At 46.3% G+C, this 20,580-nt stretch carries 10 protein-coding genes; 7 read left to right on the top strand and 3 right to left on the bottom strand.

The annotated features are described in order from the left end of the window. Window position 1 precedes the first annotated feature (1 nt). The 3 genes from arcB to OCU36_RS02355 form a co-directional block, all read right to left on the bottom strand. Window positions 2-2,335, bottom strand: coding sequence for an aerobic respiration two-component sensor histidine kinase ArcB (gene arcB, locus OCU36_RS02365; RefSeq protein WP_261838875.1), 2,334 nt, complete (start codon window positions 2,333-2,335; stop codon window positions 2-4). Window positions 2,336-2,523: 188 nt separating this feature from the next. Further along, window positions 2,524-4,275 (bottom strand): diguanylate cyclase domain-containing protein, encoded by a 1,752-nt coding sequence (locus OCU36_RS02360; RefSeq protein WP_261838874.1) that lies wholly within the window; start codon window positions 4,273-4,275, stop codon window positions 2,524-2,526. An 88-nt stretch (window positions 4,276-4,363) separates the two neighbouring features. Beyond that, window positions 4,364-5,320: a TIGR01212 family radical SAM protein gene (locus tag OCU36_RS02355; RefSeq protein WP_261838873.1), complete on the bottom strand. Its 957-nt coding sequence runs from the start codon at window positions 5,318-5,320 to the stop codon at window positions 4,364-4,366. Window positions 5,321-5,847: 527 nt separating this feature from the next. Here OCU36_RS02355 and gltB (OCU36_RS02350) point away from each other — a divergent pair. The 7 genes from gltB (OCU36_RS02350) (at window position 5,848) to OCU36_RS02320 (ending at window position 20,580) form a co-directional block, all read left to right on the top strand. Then, the gene (gene gltB / locus OCU36_RS02350) at window positions 5,848-10,395 is read left to right on the top strand and encodes a glutamate synthase large subunit (RefSeq protein ID WP_261838872.1); all 4,548 of its coding nucleotides are present in this window, start codon (window positions 5,848-5,850) and stop codon (window positions 10,393-10,395) included. Beyond that, window positions 10,395-11,864, top strand: a complete 1,470-nt coding sequence (locus OCU36_RS02345; RefSeq protein WP_261838871.1) for a glutamate synthase subunit beta — start codon at window positions 10,395-10,397, stop codon at window positions 11,862-11,864. Before gltB (OCU36_RS02350) ends, OCU36_RS02345 begins: the two co-directional genes overlap by 1 nt. 428 nt (window positions 11,865-12,292) lie before the next feature. Continuing rightward, window positions 12,293-16,756 carry a glutamate synthase large subunit gene (gltB, locus tag OCU36_RS02340; protein WP_261838870.1) on the top strand — a complete coding sequence of 1,488 codons (4,464 nt, stop codon included), beginning with the start codon at window positions 12,293-12,295 and terminating at the stop codon, window positions 16,754-16,756. A 16-nt stretch (window positions 16,757-16,772) separates the two neighbouring features. Next, window positions 16,773-18,185 (top strand): FAD-dependent oxidoreductase, encoded by a 1,413-nt coding sequence (locus tag OCU36_RS02335; protein ID WP_261838869.1) that lies wholly within the window; start codon window positions 16,773-16,775, stop codon window positions 18,183-18,185. Window positions 18,186-18,364: 179 nt separating this feature from the next. Beyond that, window positions 18,365-18,793 carry a DUF1499 domain-containing protein gene (locus OCU36_RS02330; RefSeq protein ID WP_261838868.1) on the top strand — a complete coding sequence of 143 codons (429 nt, stop codon included), beginning with the start codon at window positions 18,365-18,367 and terminating at the stop codon, window positions 18,791-18,793. Between the two features lie 127 nt (window positions 18,794-18,920). Further along, complete coding sequence (gene mtnN, locus OCU36_RS02325) at window positions 18,921-19,616, top strand: 5'-methylthioadenosine/S-adenosylhomocysteine nucleosidase (protein WP_012603226.1); 696 nt, start codon at window positions 18,921-18,923, stop codon at window positions 19,614-19,616. A gap of 10 nt (window positions 19,617-19,626) precedes the next feature. After that, window positions 19,627-20,580, top strand: a complete 954-nt coding sequence (locus OCU36_RS02320) for a cobalamin biosynthesis family protein (protein WP_261838867.1) — start codon at window positions 19,627-19,629, stop codon at window positions 20,578-20,580.

Below are 20,580 nucleotides of genomic sequence, written 5' to 3'. Positions count from 1 at the left end.
TCTACCTTTGATTTAACCAACTCTTTAACACTTCAATGTCATTTTGGTATTCATTATTAATTTCATCGACCCAATCCGAGATATTCTCCCACCACGCTGGCATATCGGGTGATTGAGCTTTCTGGGCCACTTGTTGTATTCGTTTCAAGCCGATAGAACCGGCTGCACCTTTAATCTTATGCGCTTCAGAAACGATACTAGCTTGGTCTTTGGCGACCATGTTAGAGTTCAATATTTCCATATACTCCGGCATCATATCTTCAAACATCGCAATGCTATCGAGAACCGGTTTCGTCCCCACAATGCCAACATAAGACTCTAACATATCAATATCAAGCAAAGTCGGATCAATCGAAGAAACAATCGGCTTAACAACCTGATCTTCTTCTAGCACCTCAGATGTGTTCTCAATAAATTTAGCGATAACGTCTTGGATCGCTTTCACCGATAGCGGCTTGCTGATCGCTTCATCCATTCCTTTTTGTAGATATTCATGTTTATTATTTAAAACATTCGCTGTTAAAGCGACTAAAGGTGGTAGCTTGCTGTATTTCTCTCGGTAATACTGAGCTATGTCGAAACCAGTCATATCAGGCAGTTGGATATCCAACAGCACTAAATCATAATTGTCAGGATTGAAAACAATTTGTGCCTCTTGCCCTGTCATTACCACCGTAACTTCATGACCCAAACTTTCAAGCAGAGAACGAGCAACCGTAATGTTAAGTTCTATGTCTTCTACCATAAAGATCTTAAGGTTAGATTGCTTTCTCGGTTTCTTAATCAGCGCCTGAGTATCGTGATTCACTGGCACGCGAATAGAAACCGTAAAGGTACTGCCAAAACCCTCTTCACTGGTGACATTAATATCGCCATCCATCATATTGATCAGTTGCTTAGAGACCGCAAGACCAATCCCTGTTCCCACGGCATGCAAATTGTCAGAACCCGATTTCACCTGATAGTACATCGCGAAAATTTTATCCACTTCACTTTCTGGAATACCTATCCCTGTATCCTCAACTTCCATCGTGATATCGGCAAAATCACCGTCAATGTACGCACTGACTGTCATCACCACGCCGCCATCCTTGGTGAACTTCATGGCATTACTAACCAAGTTCCACAACACTTGTCTTAGACGCGTACCATCAACTTCAACTGAAATAGGTAAATCAGAGAGTCGTTCAAGATCGAACCGTAAACCTTTTTGTTCTGCCATCAATGCTGAAATACTCTCAATTTCAACGACGAAATCTTCAAAGTTTATTGGGGTTGGGAATAATTCCAGTTTACGGCGATCAAACTTATCCATATCGATAATATCGTTAAAGATATTACCTAATGTCACGGCGCACACTTTGATGGTTTGCATCTGTTTACGCTGTTCAGTGGTCAAATGACTGTCCAACAACATACGGCTCAAGCCTATGATGCCATTAAGCGGTGTTCTTAGTTCATGACTGATGGTGGAGATAAAAGTGGTTTTGTCACGACTGGCCTTTTCTAGTGACTCTTGGTGCTCTTTACGTTCAGTAATATCACGACCAAACCCCACTAAGCCGAGATGACGCCCATCTTTGCTATAAAAAGGCACCTTACGCAGCTCGAAGTAGCTCTTGCGCCCATCAGGATATTCTAACCATTGGTCGTAGGTCAGTGATTGGTTGTCGGTAAAAACCTTCTTATCTGTTTCAACAACTTGCTGCGCGATCTCTTTACTGTAGACATCCCAAGGGGTTAAACCCACCAGATCTTTTTCTGTTTTTCCGGTCAGTTCTTCAACCGCACGGTTACATCCCGAGAACACCCCTTCTTCATTCCGGTAGTAAATAAGGTCCGGAGACGCATCAATAAACGAACGCAGTAGTGCAGTACGTTCAGCCAATTCAAGTTGAGTTCGCTCTCGCTGGAATACTTCATTTTCGAGATCGTGCATCGCTTCAGCCCGTGCTTCTTCGGCTTTTTCACGCTCTTCAATTTCTTGGTTAAGCTTTTCGATATTAAGTTGCAGTTTATTATTGAGTTCTTGGTCTCTATCACGCATGTCACCAAGCTTAGAGACTAACTTCGCCAACCTTTGACGGGACTCTTCTAACTGATCGACGACCACGGACAGGAAATAAACGGCCCAAGGGGTGATCACCAAACCAAAAAAGGCTGAACGAATAATATCGATATCATCAACACTACCGTTAAGTGCTAGAGTGATGCCGACCTGTACGACAACGGCAAGCGCAACAAGCGCTAGAGCGAGTAAAATTGAAAAGCGGACAATTCCCAGTTTGACAAGTAGATCCACGTAATACTGGGCGAGGTTTTTCATGGGTTTCATTTAGCGCTCCATGCGTTAAGACTAGCCACATTCTAGCGTGTTTGAAGAAAGCAGGTAAGCTAGCCACATCACACGTAGCAAGAGAGCCACCGTTATATCAAGATTATTTAATTAATATCATGTGCACTCGACAACAATTAATAAGTTAGCCCAATCATCGATTTTATAGAGCGCGTTAATCTGAAAATTTAGTGCATTGAAAAGGAAGAGACAAACGAACGATTTCGGCCTTCAGATTTAGCTTGGTAAAGCGCGCGGTCTGCCATCGCAACCGCAGATTCCATTTCGTCATTTGGCGTAGGAATATAAGATATGATACCGATGCTCACCGTGAGAAGCTCAGAGACTGTCGACTTCTCATGTGCCAGCTTCAAATTTTGGACTTCATCATGAATACGACGCGCCACCAACTTCGCACCCTCTGTCGTTGTATTCGGTAGAATAAAACCAAACTCTTCACCGCCATAGCGAGCCACAAAATCAGAAGAGCGATTGAGCACCTGCTTAAATGCTTGTGAAACTTGAATTAATGCATCATCACCTTGTTGATGCCCATAAAAATCGTTATACCCTTTAAAAAAGTCGATATCACATAACATAATGGTTAGTGGTAACTTTTCACGAACATGATAGCCCCACAATGTCAGTAACTGCTCATCAAAACTGCGTCGATTAGAAACCTGAGTAAGGCTGTCCATGAAGCTGAGGCGTTCAAGCTCAAGATTGGCCTCTTCAAGCTTCTGCTCAGCCAAATAGCGCTCGGTAATATCACGAGCCATGATTAACACACCGTTTGTTTTTGATACTGGGTCTCTAAACGGTGACTTCACCACATCATACCAAGTAAACTGACCATCACTAGAAACCACGGTATCGGTAAAGCGTAATATTTCACCGTGATGAAGAGCTTGATAATCCGTATTGGCAAGACGCGCATATATGCTATTTGGGACCACATCCTGCAGTCGCTTACTAATGAGATCGCTCACATCTGAGATCCCAAGCGCTGTTACAAAAGCCTTATTACACGCTTGGTAAACCATATTCTCGTTAAAAATACCAATCGCGTCAGGGCTCGCTTCCAAGATATTTTGTAAAATGGTCTCACGCTGCGCAAGCGCCACTTCGGTATCTTTTCGTTTTTCCATTTCACCGCGTAATTGTTGCTGCATGTCATGCCAATCCGTCACATCGTGACTGATTGACAAAGTTCCAATCCTCTCCCCATCTTGGGATAGTAAAACACTTTGATAAGTTTCAAGCAGGCAACTTTTTCCCTCTTGGTCCGTAGTCCAAGATCGCTCACTCACACGCCCTTTCAAAGCACCACCTGAAATACTTGAGGAGCCCTCATCTTGACGGCCATGCCAAAACTTTTTAAACGAGCGATTGCTCGCAACCAGTCCCCCCCTTTGATCTTTCACATAGATAAGCTCAGATAACGAATCCAAAATCGTGCGCGCGATATTAAGCTCACGCACTTCTTGAGACAGATCTTCATTGGTATTTTGATAAAGTGATGCATGAATCATCCAAGTCTGCTTATTTCTAAAATGGAGCTTACGACCGACTAGGTTGATCTTAAATGACTCAAATTCAGACAGCGCCCACAGGGAGACCTGCTCAAAGGTTCGAGAGTTGATGTGATTGGTTAAGTAGTGACGAAAGTTGTTTTCACTTTCTACAGTAGGAAAGCAAAAATGAACGCCAACCTGGCGAATACCGAGCAGTTGCATCGCCTGACGATTGGCATAGAGTATTTCGCCACTTCGCACATCAACAAAGTAGAGTGGCGATGGGGTCGTAAGTAGAAGCGTTTCGATATGCGACTGATAACGAGAATAGAGATGCCAGCAAATGAGAGCAATCAGCAATACAATAACGATATACATACCGTAGCCATACGCCCTGTCCCATAACCAAGTCATTACCAGTTCCATTTACTCTCAATCTATGCCATAAAATCAGTGCGTGAAATGTTACCACTAAATGTGGGGATTATCTGCTGTAACCTACCGTCACCAGTTCCTATCCACTCACTGCGTTTAGAATAGGCAGAGTGTACTTGAATGCAGATCCTGTTTTAATGCCTTGTGCGCCGGTTTTATCAAGCGACCGACCTATCTCAGTCATCGCCAACCAACGGTTCTCACACCACAAAGGAGAGAGTAGAGTCGGGCGTCTCGCCGCTGAAGAAACACGATGGTAGACCACCTCCGCTGGCGTGCGTTGAATGATCTCACTCGCAATATCAATGTACTCCTCCAACGTTGGGGCTTCGAGCTTGCCAGCTTTCCATGCCTTCGCCATAGTGCTGCCTTCTACGATATGCAAGCCATGCAGTTTAATTCCATCAGTGCCAACAGCTAATACCTTGCTTAACGTTTCAAGGTTATCGGCTTTGGTTTCTTTCGGCAGGCCCACAATAAGGTGAGTACACACTTTAATCCCTAAATCGCGGGCACGCCGGGTGATCGTTTCATACACCGCAAAATCATGACCTCGGTTAATGCGCTTCAGTGTTTGGTCGTTTGCCGTTTGTAAGCCTAACTCAAGCCATATTTCATAGCCTTGTTCCACATACCCAGCCAGCAGCTCCAATACAGAGTCTGGAACACAATCCGGTCTTGTACCGACACACAAACCCACAATATCAGCCTCTGGGGCTCTAAGCGCTTCTTCATACATATTTTTGAGTACTTGCACTTCAGCATAAGTACTGGTGTACGCCTGAAAATAGGCGAGATACTTCTTGGCACGAGCAATCTCACCCGCACGATCTTTTAGCTGTTCAGAAATACTTTGAATTTGAGTTTGTTCGTCCACAAACGAGGAAACATTACAGAAGGTACACCCTCCGCGACCTATGGTTCCGTCTCTATTTGGGCAACTAAAACCACCGTGTAGTGTCAATTTATGAACCTTCTCACCATAACGACGTTGAAGGTCTTGGCCGATAGTATTAACCAGTTCGTGTAGTTGCATAATTTCAAAGTGCTCTGTAAATAAGAATGAATATTCGTTTTGTTGAAAAAAAATTACATCCCTGCAAAATTCGACCAAATAGTTTACGTAAAGCCGTTCGTAAACGACCTAACAAATATCAATAAACATGCAAAAAATCAGCTATATTCGCCTAATGTTGCACATATGTTAGCCATTAAATTCAAAATAAAACGAAAAAAATGGTCTACATGGCTCAACTTTCATTGCAATTCGCCTAGACAAAATTGTAGGATACTTACACATATTGGCTATTTTTGAGTGTTTACTTACAACAAAGATTTGCTGATAAATCGGTGATATCCACTCCTCACCTATATAAACCACTAGTTTGTGGTTAAAAATAAACGGATATCACTAAGGATTGTTTTTCTCGCAATACTTTTCCTGCGAGATACGGAAAGGATTCGAACCGCCAGCATAGGCAGGTTCAGACCCATAAATATAAAAGGACAAGGCTAACTTTATACAAAGAAGTTGCGCCTAGATTTAACTGGAAGGATGTATCTATGGTAGATCAAGAGCAGAACTCACAGGGTCTGTATACTCCTGAATTGGAGCATGACGCTTGTGGTATCGGTTTTGTTGCGCATCTAAAGAATCGCAAATCTCATGATGTAGTCACTCAAGCACTCGATATGCTTGCACGTATGGAACACCGTGGCGGCCAAGGCTGCGATCCGTGTTCTGGTGATGGTGCAGGTATCCTGCTACAGAAGCCGCACGAATTCTTACTAGAAGAAGCCGTAAAGCTTGGAATTAAGCTGCCATCTTTTGAAAAATATGGTGTTGGTGTTGTACTTTTCCCTAAAGATGAACACAAACGTGCACAGTGTCGTGACATTCTAGAACGCAATGCACAACGCCTTGAGTTAGATGTGATCGGTTACCGTGAACTTCCAACTGACAATTCAATGATTGGTGCTGACCCACTAAGCACTGAACCTCAATTTGAACACGTTTTTATTTCTGGCGGCCCTGGTATCACACCAGAAGAGCTTGAGCGTAAACTGTATGTTCTACGTAACTACACAGTTCGTGTATGCCTAGAAAGCGTGTCAAATATCGGTGATGACTTCTACATCAACTCTATGTCTTACAAGACATTGGTGTACAAAGGTCAGCTAACAACCGAACAAGTTCCTCAGTACTTCCTAGACCTGCAAAACCCAACCATGGTAACAGCTCTAGCATTGGTACACTCTCGCTTCTCTACCAATACATTCCCACGTTGGCGTCTAGCTCAGCCTTTCCGTTACATCGCACATAATGGCGAAATCAATACGGTTCGCGGTAACCTAAACTGGATGAAAGCACGTGAAGCAATCCTAGAATCGGATCTGTTCACACAAGCTGAAATCGACATGCTACTGCCTATCTGTCAGGAAGGCAGTTCGGATTCATCAAACTTCGATATGGCGCTTGAGCTACTTGTTCTTTCAGGTCGTACTCTGCCACATGCGTTGATGATGATGATCCCAGAAGCATGGCAAGAAAACAAAAACATGGATCCAACTCGTCGCGCGTTCTACCAGTACCACGCGAACGTTATGGAACCATGGGATGGCCCAGCATCTGTCTGTTTCACGGATGGTGTTCAAGTCGGTGCAACACTAGACCGTAACGGTCTGCGTCCTTCTCGCTACACAGTCACTAAAGATGACTTCCTAGTGATGGCATCTGAGTCTGGCGTAGTTGAAATCGCACCAGAAAACGTTGAGTACCGTGGTCGTCTGCAACCAGGTCGTATCTTTGTTGCTGACCTTGAGCAAGGCCGCATCATTTCTGATGAAGAAGTGAAAGACAGCATTGCTAAAGCACAGCCTTACGAAAAGTGGGTTGAAGAGAACCTTCTGAGCTTGAAAAAGCTACCCGATGCGAGCAACGAATTTAGCCAACCTTCTCCAGATAAACTCCTACACAAACAACAATCGTTTGGCGTGAGCTCTGAAGAAGTCAACGAAATCATTCTACCTCTTGCGAAAACAGGCTACGAGCCACTTTCTGCAATGGGTGCTGACTGGCCGCTCGCGATTCTGTCTCACCAATCGCAGCACCTTTCAAACTACTTCAAACAGTTGTTTGCACAAGTCACCAACCCGCCAATCGACCCGATTCGTGAGCGTATGGTTATGTCTCTGAACACTTACCTAGGTAAAGATCAGAACCTACTTGCTGAAACACCTGAGCACTGTCAAAAAGTAGAACTTGAGTCTCCAGTACTGTCTAACTCGGAGTTAGAAAAACTGCGTGCAATCGATAACGAGCACCTTCAAGCGAAGACACTGGACATCGTATTCCAAGCAAATGGCGACCAAGGTAAATTAGAGCGCGCACTTAAGCGTATCTGCCAATACGCAGAAGATGCCGTGATTGATGGTTACTCTATCATCCTACTGACCGACCGTGCAGTTAACTCAAACCATGCCGCTATTCCAGCAATGCTGGCCGTTGGCGCGGTTCACCACCACCTAATCCGTAAAGGGCTACGTGCTAAGTGTGACATCGTGGTTGAAACGGGCGACGCTCGTGAGACACACCACTTTGCAACGCTTATCGGTTACGGTGCGAACGCAGTTAACCCATACCTAGTAATTGAAACGATTGTTGAACTACAACGTACGAAGAAGCTCGATCCAAACGTACACCCACGTGAGTTCTTCGATAACTACCGTAAAGGTGTTAACGGCGGTCTACTGAAGATCTTCTCTAAGATGGGGATCTCGACACTGCAGTCTTACCACGGTGCGCAAATTTTTGAAGCTCTTGGTATCAGCAAGTCAGTGGTTGAAAAATACTTCACCGGTACGGTTTCTCGTATCCAAGGTCTAACGATCGACGACATCGCTCGTGAAGTACTGGTCCGTCACCGTGTTGGTTACCCAGCTCGTGAAATCCCAGCTCAAATCCTTGATGTTGGCGGTGTTTACCAGTGGAAACAGCGTGGTGAGAAGCACTTATTCAACCCAGAAACGATTTCTCTACTTCAAGAGTCGACGCGTAACAAAGATTACGGTCAGTTCAAGAAGTACGCAAAAGCAGTCGATGACCAAGGCGATAACGCAGCAACGCTACGTAGCCAACTGGATTTCATCAAGAACCCTGCAGGCTCTATTCCTCTAGCAGAAGTAGAACCAATCGAGAACATCCTTAAGCGTTTCGCAACCGGCGCAATGAGCTTTGGTTCAATCTCGCATGAGGCTCACTCAACACTGGCTGTTGCGATGAACCGCATCGGCGCGAAATCAAACTCAGGTGAAGGTGGTGAAGATCCAGCACGTTTCGAACGTAAAGAAAACGGCGACTGGGAACGTTCAGCAATCAAACAGGTGGCTTCTGGTCGCTTTGGTGTAACGTCTTACTACCTATCGAACGCTGATGAACTACAAATCAAGATGGCTCAAGGTGCGAAACCGGGCGAAGGTGGTCAACTACCTGGTGATAAGGTTGATGATTGGATCGGCGCAACGCGTCACTCAACTCCGGGCGTAGGTCTTATCTCACCACCGCCACACCACGATATCTACTCAATCGAAGATTTGGCTCAGCTGATCTACGATCTGAAAAACGCGAACCGTAACGGCCGTGTCAACGTGAAGCTAGTATCAGAAGCTGGCGTAGGTACGATTGCATCGGGTGTAGCGAAAGCGAAAGCTGACGTAGTACTTATCGCAGGTTTTGATGGTGGTACGGGTGCATCTCCGATGTCTTCTATCCGTCACACCGGTCTGCCTTGGGAACTGGGTCTAGCGGAAACGCACCAAACACTACTGAAAAACGGCCTACGTAACCGTATCGTTGTTCAGTCTGATGGTCAGATGAAAACACCACGAGACCTTGCAGTCGCAACGTTACTTGGCGCTGAAGAATGGGGCGTAGCAACAGCCGCTCTAGTGGTTGAAGGCTGTATCATGATGCGTAAGTGTCACAAAAATACTTGTCCTGTTGGTATCGCAACACAGAACAAGACTCTGCGTGAACGTTTCGACGGCCGCGTAGAAGACGTCGTCACTTTCTTCCAATACATGGCTGAAGGTCTGCGTGAAGTCATGGCTGAACTTGGCTTCCGCTCTATCGATGAGATGGTGGGTCAATCGCACAAACTTAAAGTTCGTGATGACATCGGTCACTGGAAGTACAAGAACCTCGATCTAACCCCTGTACTGCACATCGAGCAGGCGCGTGCAGAAGATGGAATCTACAACCAGACACAACAAAACCACAACCTAGAAGACGTTCTAGACCGCAAGTTGATTCAAGCTGCAATTCCAGCTCTTGAGAAAGGCGAAGCCGTGAATGCGAGCTTCCCTATTATCAACACGGACCGCTCTGCAGGTACCATGCTGTCGAACGAAATCTCGAAGGTTTACAAAGACCAAGGTTTACCACAGCCAATGAACGTGAAGTTCACGGGATCTGCTGGTCAGTCTTTCGGCGCTTTCCTTGCGAAAGGTGTGAAGTTCGAAGTAGAAGGCGACGCGAACGATTACTGGGGTAAAGGTCTATCTGGCGGTACATTGGTACTGTACCCAGATGCGAAGTCAACCATCGTTGCCGAAGATAACATCGTTGTTGGTAACGTATGTTTCTATGGTGCAACATCAGGCGAATCTTTCATTCGCGGTATGGCGGGCGAACGTTTCTGTGTTCGTAACTCTGGTGCGAAGGTTGTTGTTGAGGGCGTGGGTGACCACGGTTGTGAATACATGACTGGTGGTGCGGCGATAATCCTAGGAGCAACAGGTCGTAACTTTGCTGCTGGTATGAGTGGCGGTGTCGCTTATGTGTGGGATAAAGCGGGCGACTTCGAAAGCAAACTCAACGCAGAACTTGTCGACCTAGATCCGATAGAACAAGAAGATAAAGATCTTTTACTAGATATGCTAACTAAGCATGTTGAATTCACAGGAAGTGAAGTTGCTCAGTCTTTCCTAGACAACTTTGAAGCTAGCGTTGCATCACTGGTTAAAGTCATGCCTCGAGACTACAAAGCGGTTCTTGAAAAGCGTAAAGCTGAAGCACAACAAGCACAAACGGAACAAGTGGAGGCAGTATAATGGGTAAGCCTACTGGATTTTTAGAGCACGGTCGTGAGCTTCCAAAGAAGCTTGACCCGTCAGTTCGTATTGAAAACAACAAAGAATTCGTACTTAACGAAGAGTTTGGTGAAAAGATCAATACTCAAGCATCTCGTTGTATGGACTGTGGTGTACCTTTCTGTCACAACGGCTGTCCGATTGGCAACATCATCCCTGAATTCAATGACGCGGTTTACCGTGACAGCTGGGAAGAAGCGTGGAACATTCTAAGCTCCACCAACAACTTCCCTGAATTTACAGGTCGTGTTTGTCCAGCTCCTTGTGAGAGTGCCTGCGTTCTTGGTATTAACCAAGATCCAATCACCATCTGTAATATCGAGAAAACGATTGTCGAAACGGCGTACCGTGAAGGGTACGCAAAACCGAAAACACCACGTTCTCGCACAGGTAAAACTGTCGCAGTGATTGGTTCAGGCCCTGCGGGTCTAGCCGCTGCTGAGCAGCTAAACAGTGCTGGTCACTCTGTGACAGTCTTTGAGCGTGACGAGAAAGTGGGTGGCTTACTGCGCTTTGGTATCCCAGACTTCAAACTGGGTATGGACGTGATTGATCGTAAGATCAACCTAATGGCAGAAGCAGGTGTTGAATTCAAAGTGAACCAACACATCGGCGTTGATGTCAATGCTCAGCAGTTACGTCAAGAGTTTGATGTGGTGTTACTAACGGGTGGATCTACGGTGCCACGCGACTTACCAATTCCAGGTCGTGAGCTGAAAGGCGTTCACTTTGCCATGGATTTCCTGGGTCAAAACAACCGCCGAGCGAACGACTTAGAGCTTAAGACAGAAGAGATTCACGCAAAAGATAAGCACATTGTGGTTATCGGTGGTGGTGATACGGGTTCTGACTGTGTAGGCACATCAAACCGTCATAAAGCAGCAAGCATTACTCAGGTAGAGATCATGCCGGTCCCGCCAGAGAAGCGCCCAGCCAATATGCCTTGGCCTCAATACCCAATGATCATGAAGACCACAACCTCTCATGAAGAAGGTTGTGAGCGTCATTGGAACATCCTGACTAAAGAGTTCATCGGTAACGAGCAAGGCCAAGTGACGGGTCTACGTATCGCTGACATCGTTTGGCAAGATGCGAAACCAGGTGAGCGTCCAGCTTTTGAGGAAGTCGCTAACTCTGAACGTGTTATCCCTTGTGATATGGCATTCCTAGCAATGGGCTTCTTGCACCCTGAACCATCAGGTGTGCTTGCTCAACTAGATATCAAACTGGACGACCGCGGCAACGTCGCTTCTGAAGGTTTTGCGACCAATCAAAAAGGTGTTTTCGCTGCTGGTGATATGCGCACTGGTCAATCTCTTGTCGTTCGCTGTATCAACGAAGGTCGTGAATGTGCAATTGCTATTGATGACTTCTTAATGGGCAACTCAAACTTAGAAGCGAAAGCGGATTCACTCATGCTTTCCGCATAATATTTCTCAGGCTAATGTCACAGACGTTAGCCTAGAGGAAAAGCAACACCCTTCCTAAACTTTTGTATTTGGCTAGCACTCGATGCTAGCCTTTTTTTTACCTGACGCCCTGCCAGTTCGAAAATCACCCAGTTACATCTGTTAAATCCCATTAACAGTATTCTGTTATAGAACCTTGATATCATTCTACAACTTTAGATTATTACGTGGTTAATCGCGTTTACGCATGATAATTAACCATGAACTTGACCTTAAACACAATTAGCTATACGTTGTAAAACTGATGAAAACAAAATCAATCACACACATTAACACAATTAACAAGATTTCAACCGAGCAATAGAATAACCCATTGATAAAAATAATAAGTACATGAATAGTTGGTCATTTACTGTCTGGATGACAGAGAAGCAAAAGGGAGAATTGCAATGGCTCTATATGATCCTAGTCTTGAAAAAGACAACTGTGGATTTGGTTTAATAGCGCAAATGGAAGGCCAACCCAGTCATAAGTTGGTACGAACGGCTATTTCAGCCCTCGATCGTATGACACACCGTGGTGGTATTGCTGCGGATGGTAAAACAGGAGATGGCTGTGGCTTATTGCTACAGAAACCAGACTCTTATCTCAGAATTATTGCAGAAGAGAATAACTTCAAGCTCGGCAAGCAATACGCTGTCGGCATGATTTTCTTCAGCCAAGATCCAATCAAAGCGCAAACCGCGCAAGACATCGTCAATAAAGAGCTCGCTCAAGAAACGTTAACGGTTGCAGGTTGGCGCGTTGTACCAACCAACACAGACGTATTAGGTCCGATCGCCAAAGATTCAGTTCCCAATATTCAGCAAGTCTTTATCTCAGCTCCTGCGGGTTGGCGTGAACGCGATATTGAACGACGTCTATACATTGCTCGTCGTAGAATTGAAAAGCAGCTCACCGAAGACAAAGATTTCTATATTTGTAGCCTTTCGACACAAGTCATGGTTTACAAAGGTCTGTGTATGCCGGCCGATCTTCCGCGATTTTACCTCGATCTTGCTGACTTACGCATGGAATCGGCGATATGTCTGTTCCACCAGCGCTTCTCAACCAATACTCAGCCCCGTTGGCCACTGGCTCAGCCATTCCGCTATTTAGCGCACAATGGTGAGATCAATACCATTGAAGGCAACCGTCAATGGGCTAAGGCTCGCGCCTATAAATTCTCTTCACCTCTGCTGCCCGATTTACAAACGGCCGCACCTTTTGTGAATGAGACAGGATCAGATTCATCAAGCCTAGATAACATGCTCGATCTATTCCTTGCTGGTGGTATGGATATCTTCCGAGCGATGCGTATGCTTGTACCGCCCGCCTGGCAAAATCACCCAGATATGGCCCCCGATCTGCGCGCCTTTTATGACTTCAACTCCAAGCATATGGAGCCGTGGGATGGCCCCGCAGGTATCGTCCTTTCTGATGGTCGTTACGCGGCATGTAACCTCGATAGAAACGGCTTACGTCCTGCACGTTATGTGATCACCAAAGACAGTTTGATCACCTTGGCATCAGAAGTGGGTATATGGAACTACGCGCCAGATGAAGTCGCTGAAAAGGGGCGTGTCGGCCCAGGTGAATTGCTCGTTATTGATACGCGCCGCGGCAAACTGTGGCAATCTAACGAGATCGACAATGACCTCAAAGGTCGCCACCCTTATAAAGAGTGGATGGAAAAGAACGTTCACAAACTCACACCGTTTTCCGATCTGCCCGATGAGCAAGTCGGTAAGCGCAGCTTTGACGATGACACGCTCAAAACCTACCAAAAACAGTTTGCGATGAGCAACGAAGAATCAGACCAAGTGCTGCGAGTACTTGGTGATATGGGGCAAGAGGCAGTAGGCTCGATGGGCGATGATACGCCAATGGCCGTACTCTCTTCTAAAGAGCGTCTCATCACTGATTATTTCCGTCAGAAGTTTGCACAAGTCACCAACCCGCCAATCGATCCATTGCGTGAAAAACACGTGATGTCTTTAGCGACCAGTATCGGTAAAGAGATGAATGTATTCTGCGAAACAGATGGCCACGCCTACCGTGTAACATTTAATTCGCCCGTTCTTCTCTACTCTGACATGCAGCAACTTCTGCAGTTAAATCAAAAACACTATGGCCACGCGCTTCTAAGCCTACACTACGATCCGGCTCAGCAAGATCTCGAACAAGCCATCAATGACTTGTGTGATCGTGCGGTTCAAGAAGTGCGTGATGGTGCTGTTCTGATTGTGCTTTCAGACAAAGGTTTAGAAAAAGGCAAACTGCCAGTTCCAGCAGCGATGGCTGTCGGTGCGGTGCAAACCAGGCTTGCTGACAACAACCTACGTTGTGACGCCAACATCGTGGTTGAAACCGCAACTGCGCGCGATCCACACCAATTTGCCGTGCTGATTGGCTTCGGAGCTACCGCCGTTTACCCATACCTCGCTTATGAAGCGTTAGGTAAAATGTTGGATGACGGGTCTTTAGATAAAGACTATCGTACCGCAATGCAAAATTACCAAAACGGCATCAACAAAGGTCTATATAAGATCATGTCGAAGATGGGTATTTCAACTATTGCCTCTTACCGCTGTTCGCAGCTTTTCGAAGCTGTTGGCCTACATTCGGATATAGTTGAGCTCTGTTTCCGCGGAGTTACCACTCGAATCCAAGGTGCTAGCTTTAGTGATTTCCAACAAGATATCTATAACCTATCGCGTAAGGCATGGACTAAGCGCAAGCCGATCGAACACGGTGGTTTGCTCAAATATGTACACGGCGGCGAATATCACGCCTATAACCCTGATGTGGTTGGGACGCTGCAAACTGCAGTAAAAACCGGTGAAGCATCAGATTATCTCTCTTTTGCTAAGCAAGTAAATGCTCGACCCGCTGCGATGTTACGCGACTTAATGAGCCTCAAAAAAGCCGACCAACCTCTACCACTCGAGCAAGTCGAGCCTAACAGCGATCTGTTTAAACGCTTCGATTCTGCGGCAATGTCGATCGGTGCGTTGAGCCCAGAAGCGCACGAAGCATTAGCCATAGCGATGAACCGCTTGGGTGGTTACTCCAACTCTGGTGAAGGTGGTGAAGATCCACGACGCTTTGGGACTGATCGTAACTCCCGTATCAAGCAGATCGCTTCCGGTCGTTTTGGTGTGACGCCACATTACTTAACCAATGCGGATGTTTTACAAATCAAAGTCGCACAAGGTGCGAAGCCGGGCGAAGGTGGTCAACTGCCGGGACATAAAGTCACCGCAGAAATCGCTAAGCTGAGATATTCAGTTCAAGGGGTGACACTGATCTCCCCGCCTCCACATCACGATATTTATTCTATCGAAGATCTAGCGCAGCTGATTTTCGACCTTAAGCAAGTGAACCCTAAAGCCTTGGTTTCAGTGAAGTTAGTATCCGAACCGGGTGTCGGTACGATTGCAACTGGTGTAGCAAAAGCCTATGCCGATCTGATCACCATTTCAGGCTACGACGGTGGCACCGCGGCAAGCCCACTGACCTCAGTAAAATACGCAGGTTGTCCTTGGGAGCTTGGCTTAGCGGAAACTCAACAAGCATTGGTTGCCAATGGCCTGCGTCATAAGATCCGCTTGCAAGTCGATGGTGGTTTAAAAACTGGCCTTGATGTCATTAAAGGCGCGATTCTCGGTGCTGAAAGCTTTGGTTTTGGTACCGCGCCAATGGTCGCCATGGGTTGTAAGTTCCTACGAATTTGTCACCTAAACAACTGTGCGACGGGTGTGGCGACTCAAGATGAAACGCTACGCCGCGAATACTTCAAAGGTCTGCCAGACATGGTGGTCAACTACTTTACTGGCCTAGCCGATGAAGTACGCCAACACCTTGCAGAACTTGGCGTGGAAAAACTCACGGACTTGATTGGTCGCACAGATCTACTTGAAGCCGTTCAAGGCCTCACGGCGAAACAGAGCAAACTCGATCTCTCTTCAATACTTGAAGTTCCGGTATCTCCAGAAGGTCACCCGCTGTTTTGGACCGAGCCAAACGCACCATTCGATAAGGCTCAGCTCAACCAACAAATCCTTGATGATGCACTCGATGCGATTGAGAAACGACAGTCCACCAACCTTTACTACAACGTAATCAACACCGATCGCTCGATTGGTGCTCGTATCTCTGGTGAAATAGCGAAGCGTTACGGTAACCAAGGCATGGCGGGCTCACCAATTAAGTTGTACCTCGATGGTACAGCGGGCCAATCTTTTGCAGTTTGGAACGCGGGTGGCGTCGAGCTATATCTGACAGGCGATGCTAATGACTATGTCGGCAAAGGCATGGCGGGCGGTAAGGTGGTTATCAAGCCTCACCAAGGTACTGCATTTGTTTGTAACGAAGCGACCATCATCGGTAACACCTGTTTGTATGGCGCAACCGGAGGCAAGTTATTTGCAGCAGGTACTGCCGGCGAGCGATTTGGCGTGCGTAACTCAGGCACCGTCGCTGTGATTGAAGGTGCGGGTGATAACGCTTGTGAGTATATGACGGGTGGTATTGTGGCGATTCTTGGCGCAACCGGAGTCAACTTCGGCGCCGGTATGACAGGTGGTTTTGCTTATGTGATGGATAAGAATGAAGACTTCCAAGGCCGAGTGAACAACGAATCGGTCGAGGCACTTTCTCTGTCGGACTTATTTATCCACCAAGAACATCTGCGCGGCTTGATTGCGGAGCACTTAGAAGAAACAGGCTCCGCACACGCTGAAGCGATTCTGGCGAACTTTGATGAATGGATTCCGAAGTTCTACTTAGTGAAGCCGAAGACGGCGGATCTTAACACCTTGCTCGGTCACCAAAGCCGCAGCTCAGCTGAACTTCGTGTTCAAGCACAATAATTGGAAGGAGCCAATCATGAGCCAGAATGTATACCAATTTATTGATGTGAATCGCGTAGATCCAGCGAAGAAACCAATCAAGATTCGTAAGATTGAGTTTGTAGAGATCTACGAACCTTTCACTAAACAACAAGCCAAGGCGCAAGCTGACCGCTGTTTAGATTGTGGTAACCCTTACTGTGAATGGAAGTGCCCAGTCCACAACTACATCCCTCAATGGCTCAAGCTTGCCAATGAAGGGCGCATTATCGAAGCGGCTGAACTGTCTCACCAAACCAACAGCTTACCTGAGGTGTGTGGACGAGTTTGTCCTCAAGACCGTCTGTGTGAAGGTTCTTGTACACTCAACGACGATTTCGGCGCAGTCACCATCGGCAACATTGAAAAATACATCAATGACAAAGCGTTTGAGATGGGTTGGAAGCCAGACATGTCGCATGTCGAATGGACCGACAAAAAGGTCGCAATCATCGGCGCAGGCCCCGCCGGTCTTGCTGCTGCTGATATCTTAGTTCGAAATGGTGTGAAAGCCGTGGTATTTGACCGCTATCCGGAGATCGGTGGTCTGCTCACGTTTGGTATCCCATCATTCAAACTCGAGAAAGGCATCATGGAAAACCGTCGCCGTATCTTTAGTGGAATGGGGGTCGAATTTAAGATGAATACCGAAGTCGGTAAAGACGTTCAACTACAACAACTGGTCGATGATTATGATGCTGTTTTCTTGGGTGTCGGCACCTACAAAAACATGCGTGCAGGGTTAGACAACGAAGAAGCACCGGGCGTTTATGATGCTCTACCCTTCCTTGTTTCCAATACTTACAAGGTCATGGAACTGGATAACCCAACCCCATTTATCGACATGAAGGGCAAAAAAGTGGTCGTGCTTGGTGGTGGTGATACTGCGATGGACTGTGTCCGAACTTCGATTCGTCAACAGGCAGCTAACGTTGTTTGTGCTTATCGCCGAGATGAAGCAAACATGCCAGGCTCTCGTCGTGAGGTGAAGAACGCGAAAGAAGAAGGCGTGAAGTTCATGTTCAACCTTCAACCATTAGCACTGGAAACGGATTCATCAGGTCACGTTACTGGCGTCAAAGTGGTGAAAACGGCGCTAGGTGAACCCGATGAAGCAGGTCGTCGTCGCCCAGAACCTGTCGAAGGCAGTGAGCATGTTCTTGAGGCTGATGCCGTCATTATGGCATTTGGTTTCCAACCCCATGCTATGGAGTGGTTAGAACCTTTCGGTGTGGAACTCGATCAATGGGGACGTATCAAGGCCCCGAGTAAACAAGAGTTTCAATACCAAACCACCAACAGCAAGATCTTTGCGGGCGGCGATGCCGTTCGAGGATCTGACTTGGTAGTAACCGCTATCGATGAAGGCCGTAAAGCAGCGGAAGGCATCTTGGATTACCTAGAAGTGTGACTAATCTAAAGTTTCCGCTATTAATCAAGCCGTTACTATAAAAAGAGGATCCGTATATGGATCCTTTTTTAAATTCGATATGTTTTACCAACGGCATAACAAAGAATACGTAAAACAATCGTAAATTAACGAATACCGAGAACTACAATTACAATTAAAACAACGCCATAGGAAACACTATGAAAAAAGCCGCTCTCCTCTCGCTATCTCTTTTCACTTTAACCGCTTGCAGCCAAGGAATCACGGACATGAAAGACAGAACTTCATCACCTTGTGGAGACAAACCAAACTGCGTATCCACTCAAGATGACCGTGAGCAGCATGCTTTGGCCGCGTTTGAGTTGTCAGATTCAGTGAACTTAGATGCGATTGAGCAGGTTGCGCTAACCTTACCGGGATCGAAAACCGCGAGTAAAACAGAAGATTATCTGCGTGTTGAATGTACTTCTCGCATCATGCGTTTTGTCGATGACTTAGAACTTAAAATCACGGATGGCAAACTGATGGTGCGTTCGGAGTCTCGCACTGGTTATTCTGATTTTGGCGTAAACCGAAAACGTGCTGAACAACTTCGTGCTAGCTTGAAAAGCGAAGGCCTAATCAAATAGAGAATAGAATTCGCAGATAAATCGCGGCTATTCGGATGAGAAGTGTCTCTGGGCAGTCGCTCGACACTTCTTATCCATGCTACAATTTCGCTCTACTGTTTAAATATTATTTATTAAGAGACTACACATGAAAATCGGCATCATTGGCGCAATGGAGCAAGAAGTTGCGATCCTAAAAGCAGCAATTTCAGACATTACTGAAGTTAATAAAGGCGGTTGTACCTTTTTTTCTGGTCAGCTAAATGGTGTTGACGTTGTTTTGCTTCAATCAGGCATTGGTAAAGTAGCAGCAGCTGTTGGTACTTCAATCCTACTCAGCGAATACCAACCAGATGTCGTTCTGAACACGGGTTCTGCGGGTGGTTTTGATTCAACACTGAATCTTGGCGATGTGGTGATCTCAACTGAAGTTCGCCACCACGATGCTGACGTTACCGCTTTCGGTTACGAAATTGGCCAAATGGCAGGTCAACCTGCAGCGTTCAAAGCTGACGACAAACTGATGGCGGTTGCTGAACAAGCACTCGCACAAATGGAAGATAAGCATGCCGTTCGCGGTCTTATTTGTACTGGCGACGCATTTGTTTGCACAGCAGAACGCCAAGAGTTCATCCGCAAGCACTTCCCATCAGTGGTTGCTGTAGAGATGGAAGCCTCTGCGATTGCTCAAGCTTGTCACCAATTCCAAGTACCATTCGTGGTGGTGCGTGCAATCTCTGATGTTGCAGACAAAGAGTCTCCGATGAGCTTCGAAGAGTTCCTACCGTTAGCCGCACAGAGCTCTTCTGAAATGGTGATCAAGATGGTTGCCCTACTAAAATAAGCAACTAGACATGCAAGCACTGTTTGATCAAGTATTTGCAAATGGCGTGCTCCTTGTAATGTGGGGAGCACTGCTTTTTCATTTAATCTTGCCTATCCCTCATGCCGCCCACCCTACCACTTTATGGCATAAATTTGCTGAGCTTTTGGTCGCTAGGGTGAATACCAATCAAAATTACTCCCAAAGTTTAATTTCAGGTGCATTAGCCTGGGTATTAATGGTATTGCCCGCTCTGATTGTCCTTTTGGCACTGAAACCATTAGTTTGGCAATCTCAACTGTTTGAATTAGCGCTGTTATTGATCGCGATTGATTGGCGCAATAATGAAAATTTGGCGAATCAACTGATTAAAGCACTGAGTCGAGAAGATAAAGCCACGGCTCGCCTGTTACTGGCTCCCATCGTCAATCGTCAAACCGAATCATTGTCGTCTCTAGGACTTGGCAAAGCCGCGACAGAAACCATCATCATGGGTTATGCCCGGAACGTAGTTGGTGTGTTATTCTGGTACGCTATAGGAGGGGGCATCGCCGCTTTAATGTATCGCTTAACGGTCGAATTAGCGCGAGCTTGGTCGCCAAGTCGTCAACAATTTGCTCCATTTGGATCAACGGCAGTCAAGATCGTCGCGATTCTCGAATTCATACCGATGCGTCTGTTTGCTTTGATGATCGTATGTGGTGAGAAAGCAACGTACACATTTAAGACAATGTTGATTCAAAGTCGTGCTTGGCCGCTACCCGGCCCTGCGTGGTTGATTACCGCTGTCGGTAACAAACTTGAACTGTCATTAGGCGGCCCTGCTATTTATGGCAACACCAAAGCCATTCGTGCAAAATTAGGGGGGAGAGTTGCCCCATCAGCGCTGCATTTATCTCAGGTTCAGAAGTTGCTGTTTGGTCGCATCGCTATCTGGATTTTCTTACAAAGCCTAGCCTTACTATTTATTCACCAAGGGGTTTAG

The organism is Vibrio artabrorum, assembly GCF_024347295.1.
GTDB classification, from domain to species: Bacteria; Pseudomonadota; Gammaproteobacteria; order Enterobacterales; family Vibrionaceae; genus Vibrio; species Vibrio artabrorum.
The sequence above is the reverse complement of the archived record's forward strand: the minus strand, read 5'-3'. Positions and strand labels throughout refer to the sequence as shown.